General features: G+C 62.0%; 19 protein-coding genes, 2 tRNA genes and 1 other RNA gene. 11 read left to right on the top strand and 11 right to left on the bottom strand.

What is annotated here, in order from left to right:
• Positions 1-128: 128 nt before the first annotated feature.
• Positions 129-1,334, top strand: coding sequence for a hypothetical protein (locus tag BBD46_RS10040; RefSeq protein ID WP_139173559.1), 1,206 nt, complete (start codon positions 129-131; stop codon positions 1,332-1,334).
• Between the two features lie 63 nt (positions 1,335-1,397).
• Here BBD46_RS10040 and BBD46_RS10035 read toward each other — a convergent pair whose 3' ends face one another.
• The gene (locus tag BBD46_RS10035; protein WP_071401553.1) at positions 1,398-1,973 is read right to left on the bottom strand and encodes a hypothetical protein; all 576 of its coding nucleotides are present in this window, start codon (positions 1,971-1,973) and stop codon (positions 1,398-1,400) included.
• Between the two features lie 161 nt (positions 1,974-2,134).
• Entirely contained in the window at positions 2,135-2,734 is a 600-nt protein-coding gene (locus BBD46_RS10030; protein ID WP_071401552.1) for a TIGR00296 family protein, read from the bottom strand.
• 158 nt (positions 2,735-2,892) lie between these two features.
• On the opposite strand from BBD46_RS10030, the gene rnpB reads away from it, so the two are divergent.
• Positions 2,893-3,452, top strand: an RNA gene (gene rnpB, locus BBD46_RS10025) — RNase P RNA component.
• A gap of 112 nt (positions 3,453-3,564) precedes the next feature.
• On the opposite strand, the gene BBD46_RS10020 is transcribed toward rnpB, so the two are convergent.
• Both BBD46_RS10020 and BBD46_RS10015 read right to left on the bottom strand, forming a co-directional pair.
• Positions 3,565-3,816, bottom strand: a complete 252-nt coding sequence (locus tag BBD46_RS10020) for a HalOD1 output domain-containing protein (RefSeq protein ID WP_071401620.1) — start codon at positions 3,814-3,816, stop codon at positions 3,565-3,567.
• Positions 3,817-4,405: 589 nt separating this feature from the next.
• Positions 4,406-4,478 (bottom strand) — tRNA-Arg (locus BBD46_RS10015).
• 455 nt (positions 4,479-4,933) lie between these two features.
• Between BBD46_RS10015 and BBD46_RS10010 the strand changes: the two genes are divergently transcribed.
• The 3 genes from BBD46_RS10010 to BBD46_RS10000 all read left to right on the top strand — a co-directional run bounded on the left by BBD46_RS10010 (position 4,934) and on the right by BBD46_RS10000 (position 7,928).
• Complete coding sequence (locus tag BBD46_RS10010) at positions 4,934-6,397, top strand: single-stranded DNA binding protein (protein ID WP_071401551.1); 1,464 nt, start codon at positions 4,934-4,936, stop codon at positions 6,395-6,397.
• Between the two features lie 64 nt (positions 6,398-6,461).
• Positions 6,462-6,893: a histone gene (locus BBD46_RS10005; RefSeq protein WP_071401550.1), complete on the top strand. Its 432-nt coding sequence runs from the start codon at positions 6,462-6,464 to the stop codon at positions 6,891-6,893.
• 6 nt (positions 6,894-6,899) lie between these two features.
• Positions 6,900-7,928 (top strand): histone deacetylase family protein, encoded by a 1,029-nt coding sequence (locus tag BBD46_RS10000; protein WP_071401549.1) that lies wholly within the window; start codon positions 6,900-6,902, stop codon positions 7,926-7,928.
• Positions 7,929-7,991: 63 nt separating this feature from the next.
• Here BBD46_RS10000 and cca read toward each other — a convergent pair whose 3' ends face one another.
• Positions 7,992-9,473, bottom strand: coding sequence for a CCA tRNA nucleotidyltransferase (gene cca / locus BBD46_RS09995; RefSeq protein WP_071401548.1), 1,482 nt, complete (start codon positions 9,471-9,473; stop codon positions 7,992-7,994).
• Positions 9,474-9,569: 96 nt separating this feature from the next.
• Between cca and BBD46_RS09990 the strand changes: the two genes are divergently transcribed.
• Positions 9,570-9,675 (top strand) — tRNA-Asn (locus BBD46_RS09990).
• An 83-nt stretch (positions 9,676-9,758) separates the two neighbouring features.
• Positions 9,759-10,220, top strand: coding sequence for a group I intron-associated PD-(D/E)XK endonuclease (locus tag BBD46_RS09985; protein WP_071401547.1), 462 nt, complete (start codon positions 9,759-9,761; stop codon positions 10,218-10,220).
• Between the two features lie 236 nt (positions 10,221-10,456).
• On the opposite strand, the gene BBD46_RS09980 is transcribed toward BBD46_RS09985, so the two are convergent.
• The 5 genes from BBD46_RS09980 to BBD46_RS09960 form a co-directional block, all read right to left on the bottom strand.
• Entirely contained in the window at positions 10,457-11,383 is a 927-nt protein-coding gene (locus BBD46_RS09980; protein WP_253184540.1) for a poly-gamma-glutamate hydrolase family protein, read from the bottom strand.
• A gap of 384 nt (positions 11,384-11,767) precedes the next feature.
• Positions 11,768-12,862 carry a poly-gamma-glutamate hydrolase family protein gene (locus tag BBD46_RS09975; protein WP_071401545.1) on the bottom strand — a complete coding sequence of 365 codons (1,095 nt, stop codon included), beginning with the start codon at positions 12,860-12,862 and terminating at the stop codon, positions 11,768-11,770.
• Between the two features lie 100 nt (positions 12,863-12,962).
• Positions 12,963-14,306: a Mur ligase family protein gene (locus BBD46_RS09970; protein ID WP_071401544.1), complete on the bottom strand. Its 1,344-nt coding sequence runs from the start codon at positions 14,304-14,306 to the stop codon at positions 12,963-12,965.
• A 117-nt stretch (positions 14,307-14,423) separates the two neighbouring features.
• Complete coding sequence (locus tag BBD46_RS09965) at positions 14,424-15,596, bottom strand: poly-gamma-glutamate biosynthesis protein PgsC/CapC (protein WP_071401543.1); 1,173 nt, start codon at positions 15,594-15,596, stop codon at positions 14,424-14,426.
• Between the two features lie 404 nt (positions 15,597-16,000).
• A complete protein-coding gene (locus BBD46_RS09960) occupies positions 16,001-16,411 on the bottom strand; it encodes a CopG family ribbon-helix-helix protein (RefSeq protein ID WP_071401542.1) in 411 nt (136 codons plus the stop codon).
• A 110-nt stretch (positions 16,412-16,521) separates the two neighbouring features.
• Here BBD46_RS09960 and BBD46_RS09955 point away from each other — a divergent pair, with 110 nt between their 5' ends.
• Positions 16,522-17,724: a GTP-binding protein gene (locus BBD46_RS09955; RefSeq protein ID WP_071401541.1), complete on the top strand. Its 1,203-nt coding sequence runs from the start codon at positions 16,522-16,524 to the stop codon at positions 17,722-17,724.
• A gap of 5 nt (positions 17,725-17,729) precedes the next feature.
• A complete protein-coding gene (locus tag BBD46_RS09950) occupies positions 17,730-19,025 on the top strand; it encodes a CobW family GTP-binding protein (RefSeq protein ID WP_071401540.1) in 1,296 nt (431 codons plus the stop codon).
• A 65-nt stretch (positions 19,026-19,090) separates the two neighbouring features.
• Here BBD46_RS09950 and BBD46_RS09945 read toward each other — a convergent pair whose 3' ends face one another.
• On the bottom strand, positions 19,091-20,677 hold the full coding sequence (locus BBD46_RS09945; protein ID WP_071401539.1) for a DUF6498-containing protein: 1,587 nt from the start codon (positions 20,675-20,677) through the stop codon (positions 19,091-19,093).
• A 197-nt stretch (positions 20,678-20,874) separates the two neighbouring features.
• On the opposite strand from BBD46_RS09945, the gene BBD46_RS09940 reads away from it, so the two are divergent.
• Together BBD46_RS09940 and BBD46_RS09935 are read left to right on the top strand one after the other, a co-directional pair.
• The gene (locus BBD46_RS09940) at positions 20,875-21,447 is read left to right on the top strand and encodes a MogA/MoaB family molybdenum cofactor biosynthesis protein (RefSeq protein WP_071401538.1); all 573 of its coding nucleotides are present in this window, start codon (positions 20,875-20,877) and stop codon (positions 21,445-21,447) included.
• 97 nt (positions 21,448-21,544) lie between these two features.
• The gene (locus BBD46_RS09935; RefSeq protein ID WP_071401537.1) at positions 21,545-22,183 is read left to right on the top strand and encodes a hypothetical protein; all 639 of its coding nucleotides are present in this window, start codon (positions 21,545-21,547) and stop codon (positions 22,181-22,183) included.
• Positions 22,184-22,299 lie beyond the last annotated feature (116 nt).

The following is a 22,299-nucleotide window of genomic DNA, read 5'->3' as shown; positions in this document are numbered from 1 at the left end:
CTACTGAGGAGACGCTGTATTTACCGCCGCTCGGCATCTATTAATTCTCTCACACCCTGATGCATCGGTAACATATTCGAAACATATAGTAAGGAATATTTATATATTCGAACTATCCTTTTCGTGGTATGGCATCTACTGCCAGGAATGGAAAACTCCTGTTTGGGCTTGGGGTACTGTTACTCGTAATCGACACTGCCGGGCTGACTGGCCCGGGTGAACCGCTGACAGCCCTTGGATCAGTTGTCAGTTTCTGGTGGTTGCTGGTCTTTGCCGGCGCTGTACTCGTACTCCTCCCGCGTCTCACCAGCGGTGGGAGCGTTCCGTTCCTCGACATCGATAACGGAATCAGCCAGGAACGCCAGGATATCGTCGCCGAAACTGACTGGTCCCGACTGGGCCGGCACACCCTCCGCAACTCCTACGGACTCGCACTGACCGTTTCTGCGGTCATCCTGTTCATTGTCGCGCTTGGATTGCAGGAGTTCGGTCTCGTTGCGCTCTGGGTCGCTGCGATGATCATCGGGGCGATCGTCGTCGCGATTACGTGGCGCTCCTCTTACGGAATCATTGCCGACCATACGGAGACGATCGCCGTCCGGGCACCGGACAACTTCGCTGCCCACTCGTTCCACATCGCACTCCGACAGCAGGCAGAAGACCTCGGCTATCGAATTCCGACATCCACGTCTCCGACTGCGGCCGGGAGAGCGTCGGCCGTTGCCGATGACGTCTTCCACGCGAGTGGTGGATTCGAGGCCACGACCCGTCCAATCGAACACTCCCGGTCACTCGCACCCGAAGTCGACGACGAATACCTCGAACAGATCCTCACCGTCGCTACTCTCGGCGTCTTCATCTCGTTGCTCGGCATCACACTCGTCGGCATCGACGCCGGCGGTGCCGCCGTGAGCGCGTTCGGTGGCGTCTTCTTCCTCGTCGGCACGACCATCGTCGCCTACGACTACGCGACCCGAACGCGAGAGTGGGCCAAACTCTACTGCGTCGAGGAAGGGACGATCTATTCGACGACCGTCAACACGTACGATGACGACGTTCAGGACGCCTTCGAGTCACCACGAATTGACCCAAGTTCGTCGACCACTGAGACAGCTGCGATCCTCTCAGTAACCGTCAGCGCAACGTGTACGCCGATGTACGGCGAGGAGAACGTCGAGGAAGACTTCGAGGAACTCGTCGCTGCCGTCGAGGACGCCGCAGCCGAGTACCAGTTCTCCGTCGTCGACTCGGACACCGCCGCACTCGAGTACGACGAGTCGACAGCCGACACGACTGCGGAGACTGCGGCGACTGACGCAACTGATGCAGCGTAACTGATTCGTCGTGGTTTTCGTGGTTTTTCGTTTTTCGAGGCGTATCCGCTGTTTCCACGCGAGTTAGCTGGTAGCCGACTCGGGTTCTGAGACGGGTCGTCGCCGCCATCCATACAAGAGGCCGCTGATACCACAGCCGAGCACGAACAGCACCGTCGTTTCCATTGCGATCAGCAACAGGTATGGATCGAAGACGACGAACGCGAAGGCTTCCTCGGCGATCGTCGACTCGCCGGTGAAGTACTCGCCAAAGAGGAGACTGTAGGGGACAGTTACGTCAGCAACCGGCATCATCGAGAGCGACGGATCGACCTGTTCCTCCGAATGCATCCGAGCGAGTGGCTCCGCCCTGAACACGCGAAAACTCGACCGGAGTAGACGTCCGAAGCCCGAGAGCAGGAGCAGCAGTATCAGTCCCGGAAGTGTGACGACGACACCTCTGGTCACTGCATAGACTGTCGATTCGGAGACGCCGCGACAGTCCGCCCGCCACAGTACGATCGGGATCGCTGCGATTCCGAGGATACCGGTCGACCAGACGGGAAGGTAGCCGGCAATAATCCCGTACACCCAGAGGCAGTATCCGACAGCGACCGCCGTTCCGACCAACTCGGGGAGCAGTTGCGGTTGGCCCGCCATTGGTACCGTTCTCGAGTCGGTGGGAGATTAGTTGTTCTGGCTACACGGGGTACTAGCGACCACTACTGTGTACTCCAAACTCCTTGCTACCGGCTAGTGGTAGAATCCAACCTGGCTGTTACCAACGGAAGGACGCGACAGTGTTGTTGGTGTTGGCCTTGCTACAGTTCTTCGATACTCCCGTCAGCTTCGCGCTCGCGGAAGACTTGCCCTTCAAACAGCGTGACGACGACGTCGTCGTCCTGCCAGGCAGTCGGTGCGAGTTTGGCCTTGCGGCAGGTCCGATCGAGGTACTCGCGTTCGCTCCAGCCGTTTTCGACGGGTACTGTCGGGTAGAGCCAGCCACCCTCACCGCCGTCGATGGCGACACCGTGTGTGCCGAGTTCGATATCCGTGAGTGGATCGTCGGTGAGGACGACGTTTTTGACCGCACAGACAGAGACCGTGAGATTTGGCAACTCGGAGGGGCTTATCTCGGAGCCACAGGAGTCCTCGCTGGCGGCCTCGATCGCCGCGTCGACGATGACGTGACCGAGCTGTTCACCCGAACGGTAGCCGCCGGCGCAGCCGCGTAGGCTGCCGCGACCGCGGGTGGACTCGAGTCGAACGAACGCACCGGTTCGCTCGTAGAAGCTCTCGCGCATGCTCCCTGGTTGTTCTCGTTGACCGTGTTCGACGTAGGATTCGACGGCTTCACGCGCGAGTTCGACCGCTCGCGCACCGTCTTCGTAGGAAAGGTTGACGCCCTGTCCCTGGGACATACACGTGTACATGAGACAGCCGTCCTAAAACGCTTCCATTCGTTTCGAAAGTCAAACCACCGGGTGGTAGCGTTCCGGTAGTGACACGTTTTGTGGCTATCGACAGTCGGCCGTGGCTTCGACCGAGGGACTTATTCGCTACTAGCACCTAGAAATGATGGAGAGAGAGCCTGGCTGCCGCGGCGGCGATCCTGGCAACGGGATGGCTGTACAACGCGGACTACCCCCTCGGGGTAGCCCGCGCTCTTACCGTTGGCCACCCCTCCGGGTTGCCCAACGCTCTTAACGTTGCCCGACTCCCCGAGTCGCGCAACGCTCGCGAGGAAAGTCCCCCCACCTGTTCGGGCAGGTGACCGGACGCAAGTCCGGAGCGGGAGACCGCTGGCTCTGGAACAGAAACGACACGTCTCGGCCCGACCGATGATGCGTGCGAACCCGACCGAGAGGAAGGGGAGTCAACCCGCAGAGGGAAGGCGACTCAAAGCGCCTCTGGCGCGCGAGCCGCCGAGCGGTGTGTGGTCCGCGTTCACGGTTCGAAACCGTGGATCGTGCTCGTCACGATCGATCACACAGAGACGGCCGAGGATCGATGGAACGGCGAACCCTCACCGGTGCAAGTCCACGCCGTGGTAGCCCGAACGCCCACGGCTTTGCCGTGACGGCGTGGACGCTCAGCCGAATGCCGGGATGAACAGAAGGGGGCTTACTCCTCTCACCAATTTTTCACGCTGAGCATCAGGACTGTCCCATGCAACTGGCGTCGACACGGCTGCCGCTCACGTCTGCGATCTGGTGACGACTCGAGTTGGAAAAAACGCGGCGCGTCGGCCTTACTGGATGACCTCGACGGAGAGCTGAACCTCGGTCCGGCTAATCGTTACTTCGTACTGATCGTACGTAAATGAGATTTCTGGGCGGACATCGGTTGCAGTCTGGTCCGAAAAGAGTGCGTCGAGTGCATCCGGATCGATAGTATCGTACAGCGGTGGCAGCTCGGTCGGGTCACAGTCGGTAGCTGTCGACACGGCTTCAATCACCGCGAGCGACGCGGTGTGGTCGGTGTCGTAATCGTACTGTGCCATTGCTGTTGATCCCGCAGTCGAGTTCGTCCGATGGTGTACTTTCGAATCCATCCCACTTCTTGGAAGATGGGCCACACCGTCTCATAAAAAGCTATCTAAATCCAGACTGTGTTTCCTCAGTTTAGGAAATGACTATTGGAAACAGCACCGTCTGGGAACAGACTATATGTACCCCTTCTCGCACCAGCTGGTATCGGCTCACCGCCGGTATTACCTCCCCGTTGGTGTCGGAAGCGGCGAGTTGTTGGTATCTAACATGGGCAGTCGCAAACACTGAACATCCCCAACTCAAACGCAAACCGGCGGCTGAACACGATGTCATAGCCCTATGCGCATGCGTCCTGACAGACCTTCAAACTCGCTAAGGTGTTCCGAGCGTGCGGCGCAAAGCGCCGTTTCGGGCTGCAACTCGTCTGCTCAAATTCTCCGGGTCCGTTTCCCGAACACGGACGACTCGCTCCGCTCGTCGTTGTTGTGTTCGGAAAAGCGTCCTGACGGAGTCCAACGCGAGCGGTAGCGAGCGTTGGGCACGTCAGGACCGAACGCAAAAGCGGGCGCTGAGCAATACGAAGCGTCCGTGATAAGTGAGCGTCCTGACGGAGATTTGAACTCCGGTCCCTGGCTCCGCAAGCCAAGAGGATAGTCCACTACCCTATCAGGACTCATCTCTTCGTAGCCGCGTGGACATTAAAGCCCTTTCGAAAGCAACCGGTGAACGGGCCCGTTTCGGCCGATTGTGCCTGTCTAACTCTCCCACGACACCGTTCGGCGTCCCACTCTCCCTTATCCCACCGCAAATCGTGCTGGCGGTAGCACGAACGCCCGTACTCGAGTACCGACCCTGATCGACGACCTGCGCACATTCAAATAGGATGACAGGCCCATCATGCGGTACGCACGATGATGAAGGGAATCGAGACGAGTTGCACTCGAGTTGCGTCCGGCGCGCGTCGGACACTCGAGGCGGGTGATCCGTCCGAGATGTCTGGCAAGGCTTCCGAATCTGGCGTGATCGCCACGTCGAGCATGGGCAGAGGCGGCCAACAGTCTCCGCGCGTCCATCGCACACATCGAATGGATAACGCTTATGCGCGGGCTACGCCTGCACGAGCATAGAATGAGCGATATCGAGGGCGTCTACGAAGATCTCGAGGCCGACGTTTCTCTCGAAGAGTTTCGCGAGGCCGTCGAGGAGAAAGTCGAGCAGATGGGGGGGCTCGCGGACGAGGAAACCGCGGCGATGCTGATCGCCCACGAAATCGGCGAGAGCGAGGTCGGCGGCATCGCCGACATCGAACCCAGTATGGAGGTGGCGAAGTTCGTCGCCAAGGTGCTCTCGATCGGCGAGCGCCGAACGTTCGAACGCGACGGCGAGGACGAGGATGGCCAGGTCGTCAACGTCGAAGTCGCCGACGAAACCGGCTCCGTGCGCGCGGCGTTCTGGGACGAACACGCCGAGGCCGCACTCGGGGAACTCGAGGAGGGCCAGGTACTCCGAATCAAGGGTCGGCCAAAGGACGGCTTCAGCGGCGTCGAGGTCAGTGTCGACGAGGTCGAACCGGATCCGGACACCGAGGTCGACGTGCAGGTGTCGGACACGCACACCGTCGAGAGTCTCTCGCTTGGGCTCTCGAACGTCAACCTCGTCGGGCTGGTTCTGGATACGGGGACCGTCCGGACGTTCGACCGCGACGACGGCTCTGAAGGGCGCGTTTCGAACCTCGTACTCGGCGACTCGACCGGGCGCGTCCGCGTAACGCTGTGGGACGAACAGGCAGACCTCGCGACCGAGACCGAGACGGGGACGACCGTCGAAGTCGTCGACGGCTACGTTAAGGAGCGCGACGGCAGCCTCGAACTCCACGTCGGTAACCGCGGCGCAGTCGAAGAAGTCGACGCCGAGGTCGAATACGTCCCGGAGAGTACGTCTATCGAGTCCATCGAAATCGGACAGGAGGTCGACCTCGCCGGTGTCGTCCGCTCGGCGGACCCGAAACGGACGTTCGACCGCGACGACGGCTCCGAGGGGCAGGTGCGGAACATCCGCGTCCAGGACGCGACCGGCGATATCCGCGTCGCGCTCTGGGGTGAGAAGGCTGATATCGACATCGGGCCGGGCGATGAAGTCGCACTCGGCGATGTCGAGATTCAGGACGGCTGGCAGGACGATCTCGAAGCTTCCGCAGGCTGGCAGTCGACGATTACGGTACTCGAGTCCGACTCCGAGCGCACGACGGGCGGCGACGAGAGCGGCGGTGACGACGAGAATGCGGGACTCGGCGCGTTTGCGGGCGATGCGTCCGACGACGCCGAGACAGCTGACGCGGCGAGTGAGGATGGCGATGGTGCGGCCACGACCACGACGACAGCTACCGAGGCCGACGATGCAACTGGAACCGGCGACGGCGGCGATGAAACCGAGTTCACCGGCGTCGTCGTGCAGGCTGGCAACCCGGTCGTTCTCGACGACGGCGAGACGACGATGAGCGTCGACACCGATGTCGACGTGGGTCTTGGTGAGGAAGTCACCGCACGCGGCGTCGTTCGGGATGGCCGCCTCGATGCAAACGACGTATTCTAAGCAGCCCTTGCGCTGTCAAGCGGCGAGGAAAAGCGTTAAGGGCGTTAACTTCACCTATGATGGTATGAACGTCGAACTCCCGTTCGCCCCCGTGGATACGATTATCCGCCGGAACGCGGGCGAGCTTCGGGTGAGTGCCGATGCGTCCCAGGAACTCGCAGCCCGGATCCAGGACCACGGGAGCGAACTCGCGATCGACGCGGCCGAGTGTGCCACTGACGAGGGCCGAAAGACGCTGATGGCCGCCGACTTCGGCGTCGAAACCGTCGTCGACAAGAACGAACTCGAGTTACCAGTCGCGCCGGTCGACCGGATCGCCAGACTGGAGATCGACGACCAGTATCGCGTCTCGATGGATGCTCGCGTCGCGCTCGCGGACATTCTCGAGGATTATGCCGACAACGTCGCAGGTGCGGCGGCGATTCTCGCACACCACGCCGATCGGCGCACGATCATCGACGACGACATCGAGACGTACTTCTCGCTGTTCGAGTGACAGCAGATGCAATTCGGCTACAGCGAGGCCTGCCTCGCACACGATCCCGGTCCGCGCCATCCTGAGTCGCCCGACCGGCTGCGTGCCATTCGAGAGCGCCTGAAGAAGAAACACGGCGTCGAGTACGTCGAGGCAGACGTCTGTCCGATCGACGACATTGCGGCCGTCCACGACCGCGATTACGTCGAGTCGGTCAAGGAATTCTGTGACGACGGCGGCGGCAACTGGGACCCTGACACGACGGCGGTCGAGGCAACCTGGGATGCGGTCTGTGCCAGCGCCGGGCAGGCCTGCTGGGCCGTCGACGCCGCACTTGCGGGTGATTCAGGTCGCAAGACGCCGTTTGCGATCGGCCGACCGCCGGGCCACCACGCCGTCCCCGACGACGCGATGGGGTTTTGTTTCGCGAACAACGTCGCGATTGCCGCCCAGCACGCACTCGACCACGAGGAGTACGATGTCGACCGCGTCGCGATCTTCGACTGGGACGTCCACCACGGCAACGGAACACAGGATATCTTCGAGGACCGTGACGACGTGTTCTTCGTCTCGATCCACGAACAGGGTCTGTATCCCGGCACCGGCGACGTCGAGGAGACCGGCTCCGGTGACGGTGCAGGGACGACGATGAACATCCCGATGCCTGCGGGCACGAGCGACGCGGGCTACCTCGCCGCGTTCGACGGCCCAATCGCGACCGCGCTCGAGTCGTTCGATCCGGACCTCCTCCTCATCAGCGCGGGGTTCGATGCACACCGTCACGACCCGATTTCTCGGATTCGGCTCTCGACGGAGGCCTACGCGCTGCTAACCGATCGTGTCCGGACCCTTGCTGGCGAACTGGATGCACCGCTCGCGTTCGTTCTCGAAGGCGGCTACGGACTAGATGTCCTCGCAGACAGCGTCTCGATCGTCCACGAGACGTTCGACGGCCGCGAACCGATCGGGCCGGACGACGACGCCGAAATCGACGAGGCGGTCGAAGACGCACTCGAGGCGGTTCTTGAGGAACACGAGTTAGATATCGAGCTGTAGCTCGTCTTCGTCCCCTCTTTCGTTCCGTACGTGTCATGCCGCTTGCAGCGATTCGAGCCCTACTCAGGGCCGCGGCTCGAAATACGTCCTGAACTCGCGACCGAACTCCTCGAGTAGCACTGTAATTTCGTCGCCCACTAGCACCTCGTAGTCGGACTCGAGTGCTGTCTGGACGTGCGCGCCGAGGCCAACGTCGAAGAGACGCTGACTCTCGAGAAACTCACGTGCGCTCGTGAATTCGCGCTCGCGCTCGGTGACGTAGCGGTCGCCGTCGATGAACGGGCCGTAGGCGTCTGAATCGTCCTCGTACGCGTCGTAGAACCCCTCGGCGTGGCCCTGCACGTGAACTGGCGGCCCGTCGTGGCGCTCGACTGCGGGACGCTCGGCGACGGCGAGTTCGGCGAACACAACGGCCGTCTCGTCTGTGAACGCCGCAGCGCGAAAGACGTCGAAGCCGCGATTGTCGAGCCCCTGTGTGATTCCGTCGAGCGACTTCTGAAGCTGCGGGTAGAGCTGGTCTTCCACGAGGTCCGGCGCATCGAATCGGATCGCAACCGGCGTCGTCTGGCGGCGCTCGAGGTGCTCGCGAAGGTCGGCTTCGGACAGCGGATCGGGGTCGGCTGGCTCGACGTACTCGAGTGCCGGCTCGTCGAGAAACGCGCGGGCGTAGTGCTGGAGTCGGGCGACGTTCTCGGGGGAGCAGACTGCGGCGACGTTGCGTTCGGGGTCGGTAGGGTCGATGACGATGAGCGGGTCGGCAAAGGTTTCACGGCCGTGGTCCTCGGGGTCGAGTTCGACCGGCGGCTGCCACTCCGCGGCGGCCTGGAGGAGCGGGCGAAAGCCGCCGTACTCGCAGACGAGCAGTTCGGTCAGGTAACCGCTGAACCCCCGCGTTCGGAGGTCGCTGCCGTAGGCGTCGATGCCTTTCAGGAACTGCTTCGTGACGCGCACGTCGGCGGCGAGGTCGTCGTCGAGGCGCTGGCGCAGGTATTCCGTGTGGAACGGCGTTCGGTCGACGGCCGATCTGATTTCGGTGGCCGACTCGAGCCGAAAGCAGGGGACGACGTCGACGTCGAATCCTTCGACGGTGCCCTTAACGTAGGGGTGTTCGGCGTACTCCTCGTGGCCCTCGGGGAGGGTGGTGTGGCCAACCTCGAGGCCGTAGGACTCGAGTGTCTCCCGGTCGAGTTCGGGTGGGAATCGAACGAAGACATCGATGTCGCGGTCGCCGCTGATCCAGGTGCCTCTCGCGGTGGAGCCGACCTGGATGACGTCTGCGTCGTCGCATAGCTCGGTCGCTGCGGCTTTGGCGCGGGTGGTGAGTTGGTTGGCGACGGCACGGAGTCGCTCGCGTTCGTCCTTGTCGGGGTCGACGCGGTCTCGGACGGTGGCGACGACGTTGGCGAACTCGTCGCTGGCAGCGCCCCCGTTGCCGTTGCCGCTGCCGTTGCCGTTGTCTTCGTCTCGAGTGTCTCCGGCATCACGGTCGCCAGCGGTTGCGTCGGCGTCTGCATCAGCGCCGGCGTCTGCATCCTCGTCGCTCATTTTCCCGCATCTACTCGTGCGGTGCGTGAAAGGGTGTCGAACCACCGGAGGCGAAAACGAAAGCCCTATCAAATGAACCCTCCAATCACGAGTTGAGCCGAAGTAGCTCAGATGGTAGAGCACCTCGCTGTTACGGCGACTCAGGTACTGCCTGTCCGCCGCAGATACGAGGTTGTCCCAGGTTCGAGTCCTGGCTTCGGCGCTTTTCCGATTTTCACCGTCCAGTTGACATATTGACTGTTCTCTAACTGATGGTTTATACCATATACCGCATCGAATAGCGGTATGTCTGATCGAACGACATGGTATGAGTCACTCAAAGAACCGCAAAAGCGCGGTCAAGCAACCGAGGCGATCATCCGTTCTGCGTTCGTAATCCGCGACATTCCCGTTCTCGTTCCAGCCTACGACAACGAACCGTACGATCTCGTTGTCGAAATCGCCGGTCAGTTCCACCGAATTCAGTGCAAAACAGCGTATCAGAAGAGCGAGGGCACAGTCGCGTTTGAGACGGTGAGCACACGCCGCCGAGGGGACGGATACGATCGGACTGGGTACGATGGTCGTGCGGAGTACTTTGCGGTCTACGACCCACTCAACGATAATCGGTATCTCGTACCCGTCTCGGAGGCTGCAACTGGGAAAATGGAAATTCGGTTTCGAGACCCAGTGAACGGACAACGCGCCGGGATCAACTGGGCAAAAGAGTATCTCTTCGACAAACAACTCGCAGTACTCAGGCCATAATTCCGGCAGAGCGTTCCAGTGTCGCTGTTTTTCGAATCGTTACCTGCGAGGAGCGATAGCTCCGAGCAAAACCCAAGAAAAACAGCGAAACAAGCAGACTCGAACACGCGAGTCGCATGCGGCCGAACACAGTGAGGCCGACCGCCTCGCACCTGTTCGACTCCTGGCTTCGGCGTCCAACACTTCTTCGGAATTGGGGCTCTCTCGCTACACTCGAGTCGATCCGTCGTCAGCTTTCAGTGCAGTTCCTCGAGTGCACTCGCGACGGCATCCGCGACAGCTGCCCACTGCTCTTGCCGAACGTTCATCGGCTGTTCGAGCTGAATCGTTTGCCCAATCGTTCCGACCTCGTTGAGCACGTTCTCGGGTGCTGCACCGGCGTAGCTGGTCGCGTCACTACTCGCGAGTTCGACCGGCGTCTCGGGTAGGGCCTCCTCGAGTGCAGTGGCGACGAGTGCCCGGTCGTCTTCGCTTGCGGTACCGCCGACGAGGATGGCGTCGCTCGTGTAGCCGTGGAAGGCGACGCTCCACTCGAACTCCCGGTGGCGAATGTCGTTGAGGACTGGAAACGAGGCGTGGTGGATATCCGTCGAGTGGACGTGCCACCGGTCGAGCGCGCCGCCGCCGTCGTTGAAGCCCGCGCAGATCCAGGCGAGGCCGCCGGCCGTGTCGACGACGCGTTTGGCCTGCCAGTCGGTTCCGTACTCAACGTAGCCGCCGTGGGGGGCGAGTGCGAGCACGTCGGTGGCGGCGGTATCGTCATTACCATCGACATCGTCATCGTCGCCAACGAGATACTCCGCGTACTCGTCGTTGAGCCGCGCACTCTGTCGCGTCTCGTAGTTTGGATGGGTCGCAAGCTGGCCAACTGTCAGGGTGTCGCCATCTCCGGCACCGATGCGATCGAGACCGTGGTCGGTTAGCCAGAGGTGTTCGCTGTCGTGGTCCGACGCAATGGTGTAGATGGCGTTCGCAAAGCCGCCCCCAGCGTCGTGAAACAACCGAATCTGCTGGCCGATCTCGAGTGTACTCGAGTCGAGGAGCTCACACGGGAGCGAGCAGTAACGATCAGTTGCAGCGCGGGTCGTCCATTCGTCGTCGACCTCCTCGACGGTTCGGTCCCAGTAGGTCGTTTCGCCGTTACAGCTCAGTGGAGTGGTCATGGTCGTTCGTTTGGTCGTGATAGCAGTCGTCTTCGTTCCGGTCCCTGTTTTCGTCGCCGGATCCGAGTCGGCAGCCAGTGCTCGGGAACCGAATCCGGACCCGCTGAGTGCAGTTGCCGCGATTCCGGTTCGAAGCAGTTGGCGGCGGCGATAGTTGTGCTCCGAATTCGTCTTTGAATGCTGGTTCGTAGCGGGGCGCTTCTTGCACATCTGTTGTTAATTTCCGAAAGTCGCTAGTTGTAGTCGTACTCATACTCATACGTTCTCATTGCGGTGTGTCTTTCGAGAGCTACAACCGATCCAGATCGCAGTGAAAAACTGTCGGGGTTGGGGTGTGGTGTCGTGGTGTTGTGGTGGCGTGGTGTGTCGCTCCCAGCGAACTGCTCAGCAGCTATGTCGCTGCATCAACACGACGTCGTCGGAGAGTCCAGCGGCGACGCCGAGCGAAATCTCCTCCCAGTAGGCTCGTCGAGCGTCGTAGCTCTGTGCGAGGTAGATGGTTTCCGCAGCGAGTCGATTGCTGAGCAGTTCCTGGTTGGTTCCGCTCTCGTCATCGGCAAGCGTCGCCGTCACCGAACAGGTTGGCAACGCGTCGTTGATCGAATCGCGCACGGCTTCGCGGCGTGCCCGGTCAGCCGTCCCGCCGACGACGATCCCCGTCTCACAGACGCCGCTGAAGTCGACGGCGAGCTCGAACTCCTCGTCGGCGATCGTCTCGAGTTCGGGGTAGGATGACGGCGAGAGTTCGCTCGTCGGGACGTGCCATCGGTGGAAGGCGTTGACTCCGTTCGGGCCCCACCCTTTCGTCCGCCAGCACGTTGCCTCGGCAAGCTCGCCGGCGTGTTCGGCCTGCTGGTCGGTCTTTGGCTGGACGGCTCCACCGTGGGGAGCGAGAAAGAGGAGGTCGGACCCCCGGTCGTCCAGCCGTTCGATCAACTCGCCCTGTTCGCGCGCTTCGTCTTCGGAGAGGTCCGGATTTGGAATCGTCGTCGAAACCGTGACGTCGATCTCCTCATCGTCGCCAGTATAGGCTTGGAGGAGCTCCGGACAGTCGTCGTTGCCGGGATCAGTCGGCTCGACCGACGCGAGATCGAGCCGCTTGCGTGCGGCGGTCCCGCCTCTGATGATGTCGGACGGATTCTCCGGGCGCTCCTCGACGATCGTGTAGATGGCGAACTCGTCGTCGTTGTCGTTTCGGACGAGCCGGACCTGTTGTCCCGCCGAGAGCCCGTGGGCCGAGAGCAGCCGTGGATCGGCCGAGATTGCGGTTTTCTCTCCCTCGAGCGACGGTTGGTTATCAGCGAGCGGACAGAGGATTCCGGTCTCGAACTCGTCGCCGTCGCTGACTCGCGTCGCTGCCTCGTACGAGCCGACGGCGAGGCCGAGCAACGCCGGTGTTCCGACTGCGGCGGTCAACGCCGATCGGCGGGTTAGTTTCGGGGTGTCGATTCGTCCGGTTTCGTTTGTGTCGTCTGTCATTGGTTTGTTTCTGTGAGCATGGGAGATGCCCGTCTCCCTGCGGTTTTCTACCGCTCGATACCTCTGTTCTGTCGCCGTGTTCCCCGCCAGCGGCCAGCGGCTATTGAGCCGGGGCACGCTGCTCGGGTTCGGGCTCATGCCCGGACTGTGTGTCTTCCCGACCGTCGGCGGTCATCGCGGCGTCTGCTGGCGCGTTCGACTGTTGATCGCGTTCGCGCTCGCACCTGGCAGTGCCGTCGCTCGCAGCCTCACGTTCGGACTCGGACTCGAGTTCGCGCTCGCACACGGCCGCCGGATCGGTTGCGTGGCGCTCAATCTCGTCGTCGAGATCGCGCATGAACTCGGCGACGGTATTCCCCATCACCAGCACCGGCCAGTCCTCTTCGAGCATCTCGTTGAGGACATCGATCGCAGCCTCAGTCTGCTCGTCGTGACAGATTACGGGAAACGACGCCTTTGCTGCGAACAGGTCCGTGTGGCTGCCCGCAACACGGGCCTGCTCGAGTGCATCCTGCTGGAATAGTTCCTCGAGATACTCGTGGAACGACGCCGTCCGGGCGCGACGGTCGCGGCGCAGGTAGACGAACGGCTGAATCTGTTCGCCGTCCTCGACCAGCGACTGTCGGACCATTTCGGTACTCTCGACGTCGTTGACGTCGGCCGCGTTGTAGATGCGGCCGCCGAGGGCGTGCACCCAGTCGACGGCGAGGGCGTCGAGCATCGACGCTCGACGCTCGTCGGACATGGTCGGTTCGCCGATCGTCTCGAGGACGCAGTCGATGGCGTAGACGCACTCGGCTCCCGGGACGTGCTGGTGGCAGTCGGGAACGTCGACGTGCGTCACGGTCGCGCCGATCTCCTGTAGTTCACGCTCTAGGTACGAGCGAAGCTCCGGGTCTTGCTCACCGTTTACCACGTGGGTGCCGGGTGGCGCAGCCCGCGCGAACGCTCGGGCGATCGTCTCGCGACTCTTGCCGAGCGTGTCGCGGTGATCCTGCCGGATGTTCGTGATGACGAGGACATCGGGTTGGCCGAACGCCTCGTTCATCATTCGCGTCGTGTAGTCCGTGATCCCCTGATTCTCGAGGACCAACGCCTCGGCGTCGGCGTACTTGCGAAGCTCGCGGACGTTCTCGTAGAGCGTGACGCGCTCGCCGCGATCGATAGCGTTTTCGTCCCCGTCGTACAGCGACAGGGGATGGTTACCCGTGACTTTCGCGTAGGCGTCGTACTCGCGGGCCCGAAGGACGTCGTACAGTCGCTCGGTGGTACCCGATTTGCCGCGGGTTCCCGAGACGACGATCTTGACGTCGATGTCCGCGAGTCTGCGACGGTGTTCGAGACCGCGGGTGAACGGCGACAGGAGGTGCCGTCCAGCCCGCATAAGCGGTCCAGAGAGGGTCGTGATCGATTGCCGGAGTGCTGTGAGGGGTGGGTTTGACATAGTCTGGTTGAGACGACGTGTCAGAGTGGGAACGCTGTCGGTGTGTCACCATACAACGTGTTAGGCGGTGGTGCGTGGGGTGCCATTCGTGTTTAGAGGGGACTCTCAATCGCGTGCTCAGGTGTGTCTACTCCGGAACATCGACTGCTGGACTCGGTCCGGTGAACGGAGCCACTCGAGACGGAGCGCCGTGAGGCCACCAGCAACGATGGCAACGACGAGCACGCTCATCTGGAGCGGAACGTGTGTCACGAGCAGCCCGTTCGGGCCAGGAGCGACCGTTGTCCGGAGGGCGATGGCGAAGATCGCGAACGCGCCTGCGGAGAGCCGGATCGATGTCCATCGGTGTTTCTGGGGCATTCGATGCAGGTTGTATGCACCGATGCCGATCAGGATCGCTGTGAAGAACACGTGCATCGCGGAGTCGACCGGGGCCACCATCGCCACGGGGACTGCACCCAGAAGCGAGATGACGAGTCCGGTTGAGAGCAACACGCGTCCGTACAGCAACGTTGTCCGGTGGACGAGCGTCAGCAGGGCGTAGACGATGGCGATGCCGCCGATGTACAGCGGAACGATCGCAGCCGACTGGAGCGCGAACAGTGCGAGTAACGGGAGTGCAATGATCCCGTTGAGCCTGATTCCCCAGCGGCCGTATGCACCCTCCGAAACGAGCATCCCACAGAGCAACACGGCCAGGATGAGGCCGAACGACGCGTCGATGAAGAGGTTGGGATCGGTGGTGATCTCAGCCCCTCGTGCGACGGCGATGTCAGATTCCGATGCGTAGAGCAACGGTGGTGTGAGTTCTCGAACGGTAGGTGTCAGCGTGATATTCACGAGACTGACACCGAGTGCGACGAGCCCGATGAGTGCGCCACCGCTTACCAGCACGTCCTCGCGTCGTCGCTCGGAATCGAGCTGGTGGTAGTTGTACGCGGCGACACCCGGAAGGATACTCCCGACGAAGGTAAACGACGAGAGCGCCAGCCCGGGAACGCCGACAGCGGCGAGCCCTCCGAAGACGGCGAGCGGCACGGCCATACTGATCGCCACGCTCGCGAGGAGCAACTGACGACCGAACAGCAGTGTCCGCTGTTGGAGCACCGTGAGTCCGACGTACGCAGCAGCAGTACCGAGTACGAACACTGGGAGTGCGAGGAAGTCATACAGTACGTACACTGCGAACAGCGGTACGACGAGGACGCCGGACAACCGGAGTCCGTACGACTGTACGAGGCCGATACCCAGGAGCAATCCGAGCACGGTAAGGGTGACAGCAATGATCATTGTGTCCTCGTTCTGGCACGGGCCGTTCGGAGGTGATCGCTGTCACCATCACGGTGCACGGATAACTGCTGGACCGACGAAAACGACTGGCGTCGGTCTCCTCGACTCGGTTCACCTGCAGCCGCAGCTATCGGACCGCTGCACGGTGCTGGAGGGCTCATATTTCCACCTACAACGAGGATGGTTGATAAAGATTTTTTACTAGTATTTAACTATTCTGGCCGTTGTTTGAGATATTCTTCTTATCAGTCTTCCAGTGGTACAAAGAGAATGTTTCTATTGGAAATCGCTAGAGAGTATCCTCATAAAAATGGGATTCTAGTGGACAAATAGTCAACGTCACGGTTTTTAGTTGGCCTTCTAATAGCAATTCTGGGAGAGCATTGCCGGTCTGGCACACTTGGTCATACTCCAGTCGTCTCTAGCGGTACCAGCGAATATTCCACCGCCTGAACGCCATCGATCGCTCGGAGTTTCCCAACGACTGTGGCTAGTTCGTCGCAGTCGGTCTCGAGTACCAGTACGTCGAGACAGGAGTCGCCAACGTAGCTGTGGGTGATCGAAGCGATACTGCCCTCGTATTCGTGACGAAGCGCCGTTAGCTGTCGCTCGATAGGCTGGGTTTCGAAATCGGAGAAGACGCTGACGGTTCCCGCGAGTTGCTGGTTCGCCAGACGGTCGTCTTCAAATTCGGTGAGCAGGACTCGCGATCCCTCGCGGACGACTTCGCTTCGACCCGTATATCCGTGGCGCTCGGCGAGGGTATCGAGTCGATCGATCAGTTCTGCGGGCATGGAAACGCTGATAACGGGCATTCGTGGTTGTGAATGTCACCACAGCAGATATTAGGATTTGTCATCCAATAAGCTAGCAGTACGTAATAACTAGAATTAACAACACTGGGGATCTTATTCACAATCGACGCATGACCGACGACCCTATTCCCGTGACCGTCCTCAGTGGCAGCCTCGGTGCGGGAAAAACGACCGTCTTGAATCACGTACTGACCGCAGATCACGGCCTCGATGTTGCCGTCGTCGTCAACGACATGGGAGAGGTAAACGTCGACGCCGAGCACGTCACCCAGCAGTCCGACCTCGGCGGCGAAGAGGAGGTCATCGAGTTGTCCAACGGCTGCATCTGCTGTCGCCTGCGAGGTGACATGCTGGATGAAGTCGGCCGACTCGCTGAGCGGCGCGAATTCGACTACCTGCTGGTCGAATCGTCCGGTATCTCCGAGCCGGTTCCGATCGCCCAGACGTTCGCGATGGGCTTCGAGGATGCCGAATTCGATCCGACCGGCACCTACGAACTGGACACGATGGTGACGGTGGTCAACGCCCACAGCTTCTGGGAGTCGTTCGACTCCGGCACTGCTCTCACGGATCAAGAACTCGAGGGCCAGTCCGGTCGCGTCCCCGAGGAAGTCCTACTCGACCAGATCGAATTCTGTGACGTGCTGTTAGTGAACAAGTGCGACCTCGTCCCCGACGACGCGCTTGCAGAGATCGAGTCAGTCCTCGAGCGGCTCCAACCGCGTGCGGAGATCATCCGCACGGAGTTCGGGAACATCGAGCCGGACGAAATTCTGGGAACCGGTACATTCGATTTCCAGCGCGCCCAGAACTCGGCGGGCTGGAAACACGAGCTCCAACACGATCACCACCACGACCCACAGGAGGAACACGGGGTCACCTCCTTCGTCTACGAGCGCCGACGGCCGTTCCACCCCGAACGCATCGCCGCATTGTTGTCGGACATGCCGGACGAAATCATCCGCGCCAAGGGGTTCCTCTGGAGTGCGGGCCGCGAAGACGTCTCGATGGGCGTCGACAAAGCCGGCACCTCCGTCCGTGCCGGCCCCGCTGGCACGTGGCTCGCAAACCTTCCTCAGGCCGAACGCGAGCAGTACTTCGCCGCCCGCCCCGGGCTGAAAGACGACTGGCACGAGGAGTACGGCGACCGAATGACTCGACTGGTCTTCATCGCACGCGAGTTCGACGAAGACGGGCTGATCGACCGACTCGACGACTGCGTGCTCACCGATGCGGAGATGGACGACAACTGGTCGCGCTATTCCGATCCGTTCAAACCGGAAGACCGACGTGAGCTTGCGCTCTCCCGGTAACCAGCATGTCTGTTCCGGTCACCGTCCTCAGCGGCGAACTCGGCGCGGGAAAGACGACGTTGCTTTCGGGGCTACTCGAGTCGGCCGAGCGCGATGTCGCAGTGTTGGTCAACGACGTCGGCGCGGTCAACGTCGACGCCGATCTCGTGGAGGCTCGCACCGATCTCGCGACCGGCGAGGAAGTCGTCGCACTCGAGAACGGCTGTATCTGCTGTAGCCTCGGCGGCGAACTCTCGCGGGCGGTGATCCAGCTCTGGAAGGAACACGAGTTCGACCATCTCGTCGTCGAGGCCTCTGGCGTCGGCGAACCCGAGCCAATCGCGCGCCAGTTCGTCCGCGGCCCTGCTGGGGGGCCGTACGACCTCTTTGCTGTCGTCACCGTTGTCGACGCGCGGCGATTTCACGATCGATTCGCCGACGCCGATTCCGACGATGTTCCCGTCGTTCAGGGACCGGATGACTCCGGAACGCGTCCGCTCGCAGATCTCGTTCTGGCGCAGGTCGAGTTCTGTGACCTGCTGGTCGTCAACAAGTGCGACCTCGTTTCCGACGCCGAACGCGAGCGCGTCGTCGCCGTTCTCGAGACGCTTCAGCCGCGCGCCGAGGTCGTGACGACCGAACACGGGGTAATCGATCCCGCCGAGATACTGGCTGTCGAGCGATTCGACCTCGAGGCGGTGACCGACGCGGCGGGCTGGAAGCGGGTGATCGAAGCGGATGAGCGCGGTGACGATCACGCCCACGGCGAGGCGGACCACGATCACCCCGAACACAACGAGTACAACGAGCACCACGAGCACTCTGAACGCAACGGGCACCACGAGCACGACCACGCCCACACCCACCCGCCCGAACGCTACGGCATCACCGTCGACACCTACCACCGCCGCCGGCCGCTCCATCCCGAACGGTTCGCCGCCTTCCTCGCTGATCTCCCCGACGGCCTCGTGCGCGCGAAGGGACTGTGCTGGATCGCCGGACGTGACAAACAGGCCATCACGATGAGCTACGCCGGCAGCGAGACCGCACTCGAGGTAACGGGTCGCTGGATCGCCAGCTTCTCCGCGGATCGCCAGGAGACGTACCGTCAGGGCCAGCCCGACCTCCCGTGGGACGAGGAGTGGGGCGACCGCGAGACACGACTCGCGCTGATCGGTCGCAACGTCGACCTGGACGCCCTCGAGGAACGCCTCGACGAGTGCCTGCTCACCGACGCGGAGCTGGACGATGACTGGCTCGAGTACGAGAACGACACGCCGACAGGCATGGGCGAGACCACGGTGATTTCGATCGAGCCGTAGGATCGAGTGTAGGGTTCGGTCCGAGCGCTCTCCGAACACGAGACTCTCAGTGGTCAACGTGAGTGCTACTCTGGACCCGGACCTGGATCTGGATCCGGATCTGGGTACGCCTGCCGCCAGAGTCCGTGCAGAACGAGCGCAATAAACGGCAGCCCGAAGATGACGTACGGGAGCGCGGCAAGCAACGGCCAGGGACCAACGACGACCGCGACAGCACCGACGAGGAGTCCACCGAGCGGGGCAACCGCAATCGCTGCAATCCGTCGATCGATCGGTTGTAACTCGAGTCCCGCCCCGCGAATCGGGAGGTCGAGCGCCTCGGCGAACGCGTCGGCGTCCACGACCGGACCGATCTCTCGTGTCGCCTCGTCGTCGCCCCATCCCATCTGCGCCTCGAGTGTTCGGGTGTCGTACACGCGATCTGGATACCGGTCGGTGACGAGACTCACGTCGCGGATCTCGTGCAATGGAATTTCCCACTGAGGTTCTTCGACCCACGTATCGTACGCGACGAGGTGGTCGTCGTACCGATGGTACTCGAGTGGCGCGTGCGAGAGGATGTGCTCGAGCGTTTTGACGGTCAGATAGCCGGCGAGCGCAGCGAGCGCGAGGAAACTGATGCCGATCGTTAGCGCGACTGCGAAGCCGCCGCTGGCGGTGCCGCCCAGCACGGCGAGGGTGATGAACCACGCGACGATGACGATGCCGGTGTAGAACGGTGCCGGCTTCACCAGCGTGTGGAGGATGCCGGTGAGAACCACTGTGGGCGTATGTGTTGAAACGCGAGTATCCGGTTCGCCGTCGGGTACAGAAAGGGGTTCGAGTCTCGCTCCGTTCTCACCGATTTCATTGGCGGTGGTTTCGCCTGTCTCGACTGCCCCGCCTGTCTCGCCGGTCTCGCCAGTTTCGTCGGACTCGTCCTCGCCGTCCGGACCGGATAGCCAGCCCGTGAGTCGGCCACCACCGCCGTTGGTCGCGCGAAACGCCGACCAGTCGACGAGCAACTTGACGGCGACGAACGCGGCGAGGACAATCGCACCGCTGGCCTCCGCCACGATGAAGAGGACGAAAATCAGGAAGAACGCCTGCCGTGCAGGGGTTTCGATGACGGCGTACGGCGAGGTCTCCTCGTAGCGTCCGCCGCGGAGATAGTCGCGCCAGGTTTCGATGAGTTGCCCGCTGATCAGCGCGACGACGCTGAGCCAGACCTCGGGCCGCGCGAGGGCCTCGTCGATGGCGACCTCAGACAGCAGCGCCACGATGAAGAGGGTCGACCAGACGGTCGCGAACAGCACCCCTCCAATGAACGGCACGTTCCGCGGATACACCGGCGGCAGCCAGGACACCAGTCGCACGCTCCCGCGCTTTCGTGCCAGATCCGTGTTGCCGATATTGACGACACTCGAGTCCCCGCTACTCTCGTTCTCGTCGTCCGTCTCTAGCTCCTCGATGTTCGGTGGCTTCCCCGCGAACAGCGCTTTCCCCGCGGCGAGTGGAAACGCGAGCAGCACCTCGAGCGCATAGATGACGACCAGCGTCGCGGGATCCCAGCCGAACTCGAGAACGCCGACGAGCGGCACCAGATTCGCGAGCAGGATTGGGGCGAAGGCTGCAGCGGGTGGGTGCCTACCCGTGGCGTCTCGGGGAGCCATTCACGTGACAGGTTGCTCGAGTGGTAGTAAAACGTTCCGGACGGGCGTACTGACCTGTGTACTCGCAGAGATCGACGAGTCTCGCGGTGCTTGATTCGGTTTGATGGCGTCGGCAATCACTCACAGCGGGCATCACTTGCGCCGACTGCCACTCGGGCTGACCATCGCTTATGCCGATGCAGTGTAGAGGGATACGTATGGCAACCGACCGAGACGATCGGCGCAGCACCGACGACCACGGACACGACGTTATCGATCCTCTCTACGTCGGGATCGTAACGGTCTCGAGTTCGCGCGCGCAGGCCGACGACGCTGGGTCCGAACCCGACGACCCCGGCGGTGACACCATCCAGGAGTGCTTCGAAGCCGAGGGTCACGAGGTACAAGAACGGCTGCTCGTCCGAGACGACTATTCGTCGATCCGGACCGCTGTTCGCGGCCTCGTTGCGCGACGCGATATCGACGTCGTCGTCACGACCGGCGGGACGGGCGTCACCACCGACGATGTGTCACCCGAGGCGACATCCTCGCTGTTCGAGCGGGACCTCCCGGGATTTGGCGAGCGCTTTCGCGCGCTTTCGTGGGAGGAGATCGGCACGCGGACGATTGCCTCGCGTGCGACCGCTGGCATCGCCGTCGACACACCGGTGTTCTGCATTCCGGGAAGCACCGGCGCGTGTCAGACTGCGTGCGAACAGCTGATCGTCCCCGAGTCGCCCCACCTTGCGGGGCTGGCGACACGTCACCAGGCCGCCGGCGAAACTCAGTAGTGCACCATCTCGCTCGTGAGTGGGCGCTGTAAGACCGCCCTCGTGCTCGTGCGACCGACACCGTTGAGTACTCCCTCTCGCTAGTGCGAGCCAACCGATGCCCGACTGTGACTACTGCGACGCATCGTTCGACGACGAGGAGTCCTACCTGGCCCACCTCAGTCGCGACCATGTCGACGAACTCGGGCGCATCGACCGTCGGCGCGTCGCCACAGCAGGTGAACTTGAGTCCCCCTCGCAGTCACAGTCGGGACCGGGTGGCAGAGATCCGATCATCGTCTACGGACTTGCGCTCTCGTTCGTCCTGCTCGTAATCGGCTCGGCCGGCTACATCGTCGCCTCTGGGCTGAGCGAGAGCGGCGAGGTCCACGAACACGGTGAGATCACCGTCAGCGTCGACGGCGAGGCGATCGATTTCGAACAGTCCCAGTACTACTACGAGGAACTCGGCGGGACGTTCCACTTCCACCCGAACGACGGCAACGTCTGGCATATGCACCCCGAACGGGTCACGTTCGGCGAGGCGATGTCAGACATCGAGATGCCGATCACCGACTCTACGATCAGCATCCACGGCACGACCTACGACGACAGCGATGACGGGACGAGCGTCGAACTGACGATCAACCGCGCTCCCGCAGCTTCCGACCAGGAACTTACCGAGGGCGATCACATCCGTGTCGTCGTCGAAACCGACGAGAGCGACGGGTTGCCGGATGCTGCAACCGAGTCCTAGCCCGCATTCACGCAGCGTTCTCTGCGCGCAGTCAACGACTGTTCACTTTCACTCCGGTAACCGCACTTTAAATATGATCGGGCGCGAATGGGCGTATGCCTCCCAGTGAAACCTAA

The sequence above is a fragment of the Natrialba sp. SSL1 genome, from assembly GCF_001861355.1.
Classification (GTDB): Archaea; Halobacteriota; Halobacteria; order Halobacteriales; family Natrialbaceae; genus Natrialba.
The sequence above is the reverse complement of the archived record's forward strand: the minus strand, read 5'-3'. Positions and strand labels throughout refer to the sequence as shown.

Excerpts from the sequence above, each read along its gene's own strand:
- BBD46_RS10040 (WP_139173559.1), top strand. The coding sequence starts at position 129 with ATGGCATCTACTGCCAGGAATGGAAAACTCCTGTTTGGGCTTGGGGTA.
- BBD46_RS10035 (WP_071401553.1), bottom strand. The coding sequence starts at position 1,973 with ATGGCGGGCCAACCGCAACTGCTCCCCGAGTTGGTCGGAACGGCGGTC.
- BBD46_RS10030 (WP_071401552.1), bottom strand. The coding sequence starts at position 2,734 with ATGTCCCAGGGACAGGGCGTCAACCTTTCCTACGAAGACGGTGCGCGA.
- BBD46_RS10020 (WP_071401620.1), bottom strand. The coding sequence starts at position 3,816 with ATGGCACAGTACGATTACGACACCGACCACACCGCGTCGCTCGCGGTG.
- BBD46_RS10010 (WP_071401551.1), top strand. The coding sequence starts at position 4,934 with ATGAGCGATATCGAGGGCGTCTACGAAGATCTCGAGGCCGACGTTTCT.
- BBD46_RS10005 (WP_071401550.1), top strand. The coding sequence starts at position 6,462 with ATGAACGTCGAACTCCCGTTCGCCCCCGTGGATACGATTATCCGCCGG.
- BBD46_RS10000 (WP_071401549.1), top strand. The coding sequence starts at position 6,900 with ATGCAATTCGGCTACAGCGAGGCCTGCCTCGCACACGATCCCGGTCCG.
- cca (WP_071401548.1), bottom strand. The coding sequence starts at position 9,473 with ATGAGCGACGAGGATGCAGACGCCGGCGCTGATGCAGACGCCGACGCA.
- BBD46_RS09985 (WP_071401547.1), top strand. The coding sequence starts at position 9,759 with ATGTCTGATCGAACGACATGGTATGAGTCACTCAAAGAACCGCAAAAG.
- BBD46_RS09980 (WP_253184540.1), bottom strand. The coding sequence starts at position 11,383 with ATGACCACTCCACTGAGCTGTAACGGCGAAACGACCTACTGGGACCGA.
- BBD46_RS09975 (WP_071401545.1), bottom strand. The coding sequence starts at position 12,862 with ATGACAGACGACACAAACGAAACCGGACGAATCGACACCCCGAAACTA.
- BBD46_RS09970 (WP_071401544.1), bottom strand. The coding sequence starts at position 14,306 with ATGTCAAACCCACCCCTCACAGCACTCCGGCAATCGATCACGACCCTC.
- BBD46_RS09965 (WP_071401543.1), bottom strand. The coding sequence starts at position 15,596 with ATGATCATTGCTGTCACCCTTACCGTGCTCGGATTGCTCCTGGGTATC.
- BBD46_RS09960 (WP_071401542.1), bottom strand. The coding sequence starts at position 16,411 with ATGCCCGTTATCAGCGTTTCCATGCCCGCAGAACTGATCGATCGACTC.
- BBD46_RS09955 (WP_071401541.1), top strand. The coding sequence starts at position 16,522 with ATGACCGACGACCCTATTCCCGTGACCGTCCTCAGTGGCAGCCTCGGT.
- BBD46_RS09950 (WP_071401540.1), top strand. The coding sequence starts at position 17,730 with ATGTCTGTTCCGGTCACCGTCCTCAGCGGCGAACTCGGCGCGGGAAAG.
- BBD46_RS09945 (WP_071401539.1), bottom strand. The coding sequence starts at position 20,677 with ATGGCTCCCCGAGACGCCACGGGTAGGCACCCACCCGCTGCAGCCTTC.
- BBD46_RS09940 (WP_071401538.1), top strand. The coding sequence starts at position 20,875 with ATGGCAACCGACCGAGACGATCGGCGCAGCACCGACGACCACGGACAC.
- BBD46_RS09935 (WP_071401537.1), top strand. The coding sequence starts at position 21,545 with ATGCCCGACTGTGACTACTGCGACGCATCGTTCGACGACGAGGAGTCC.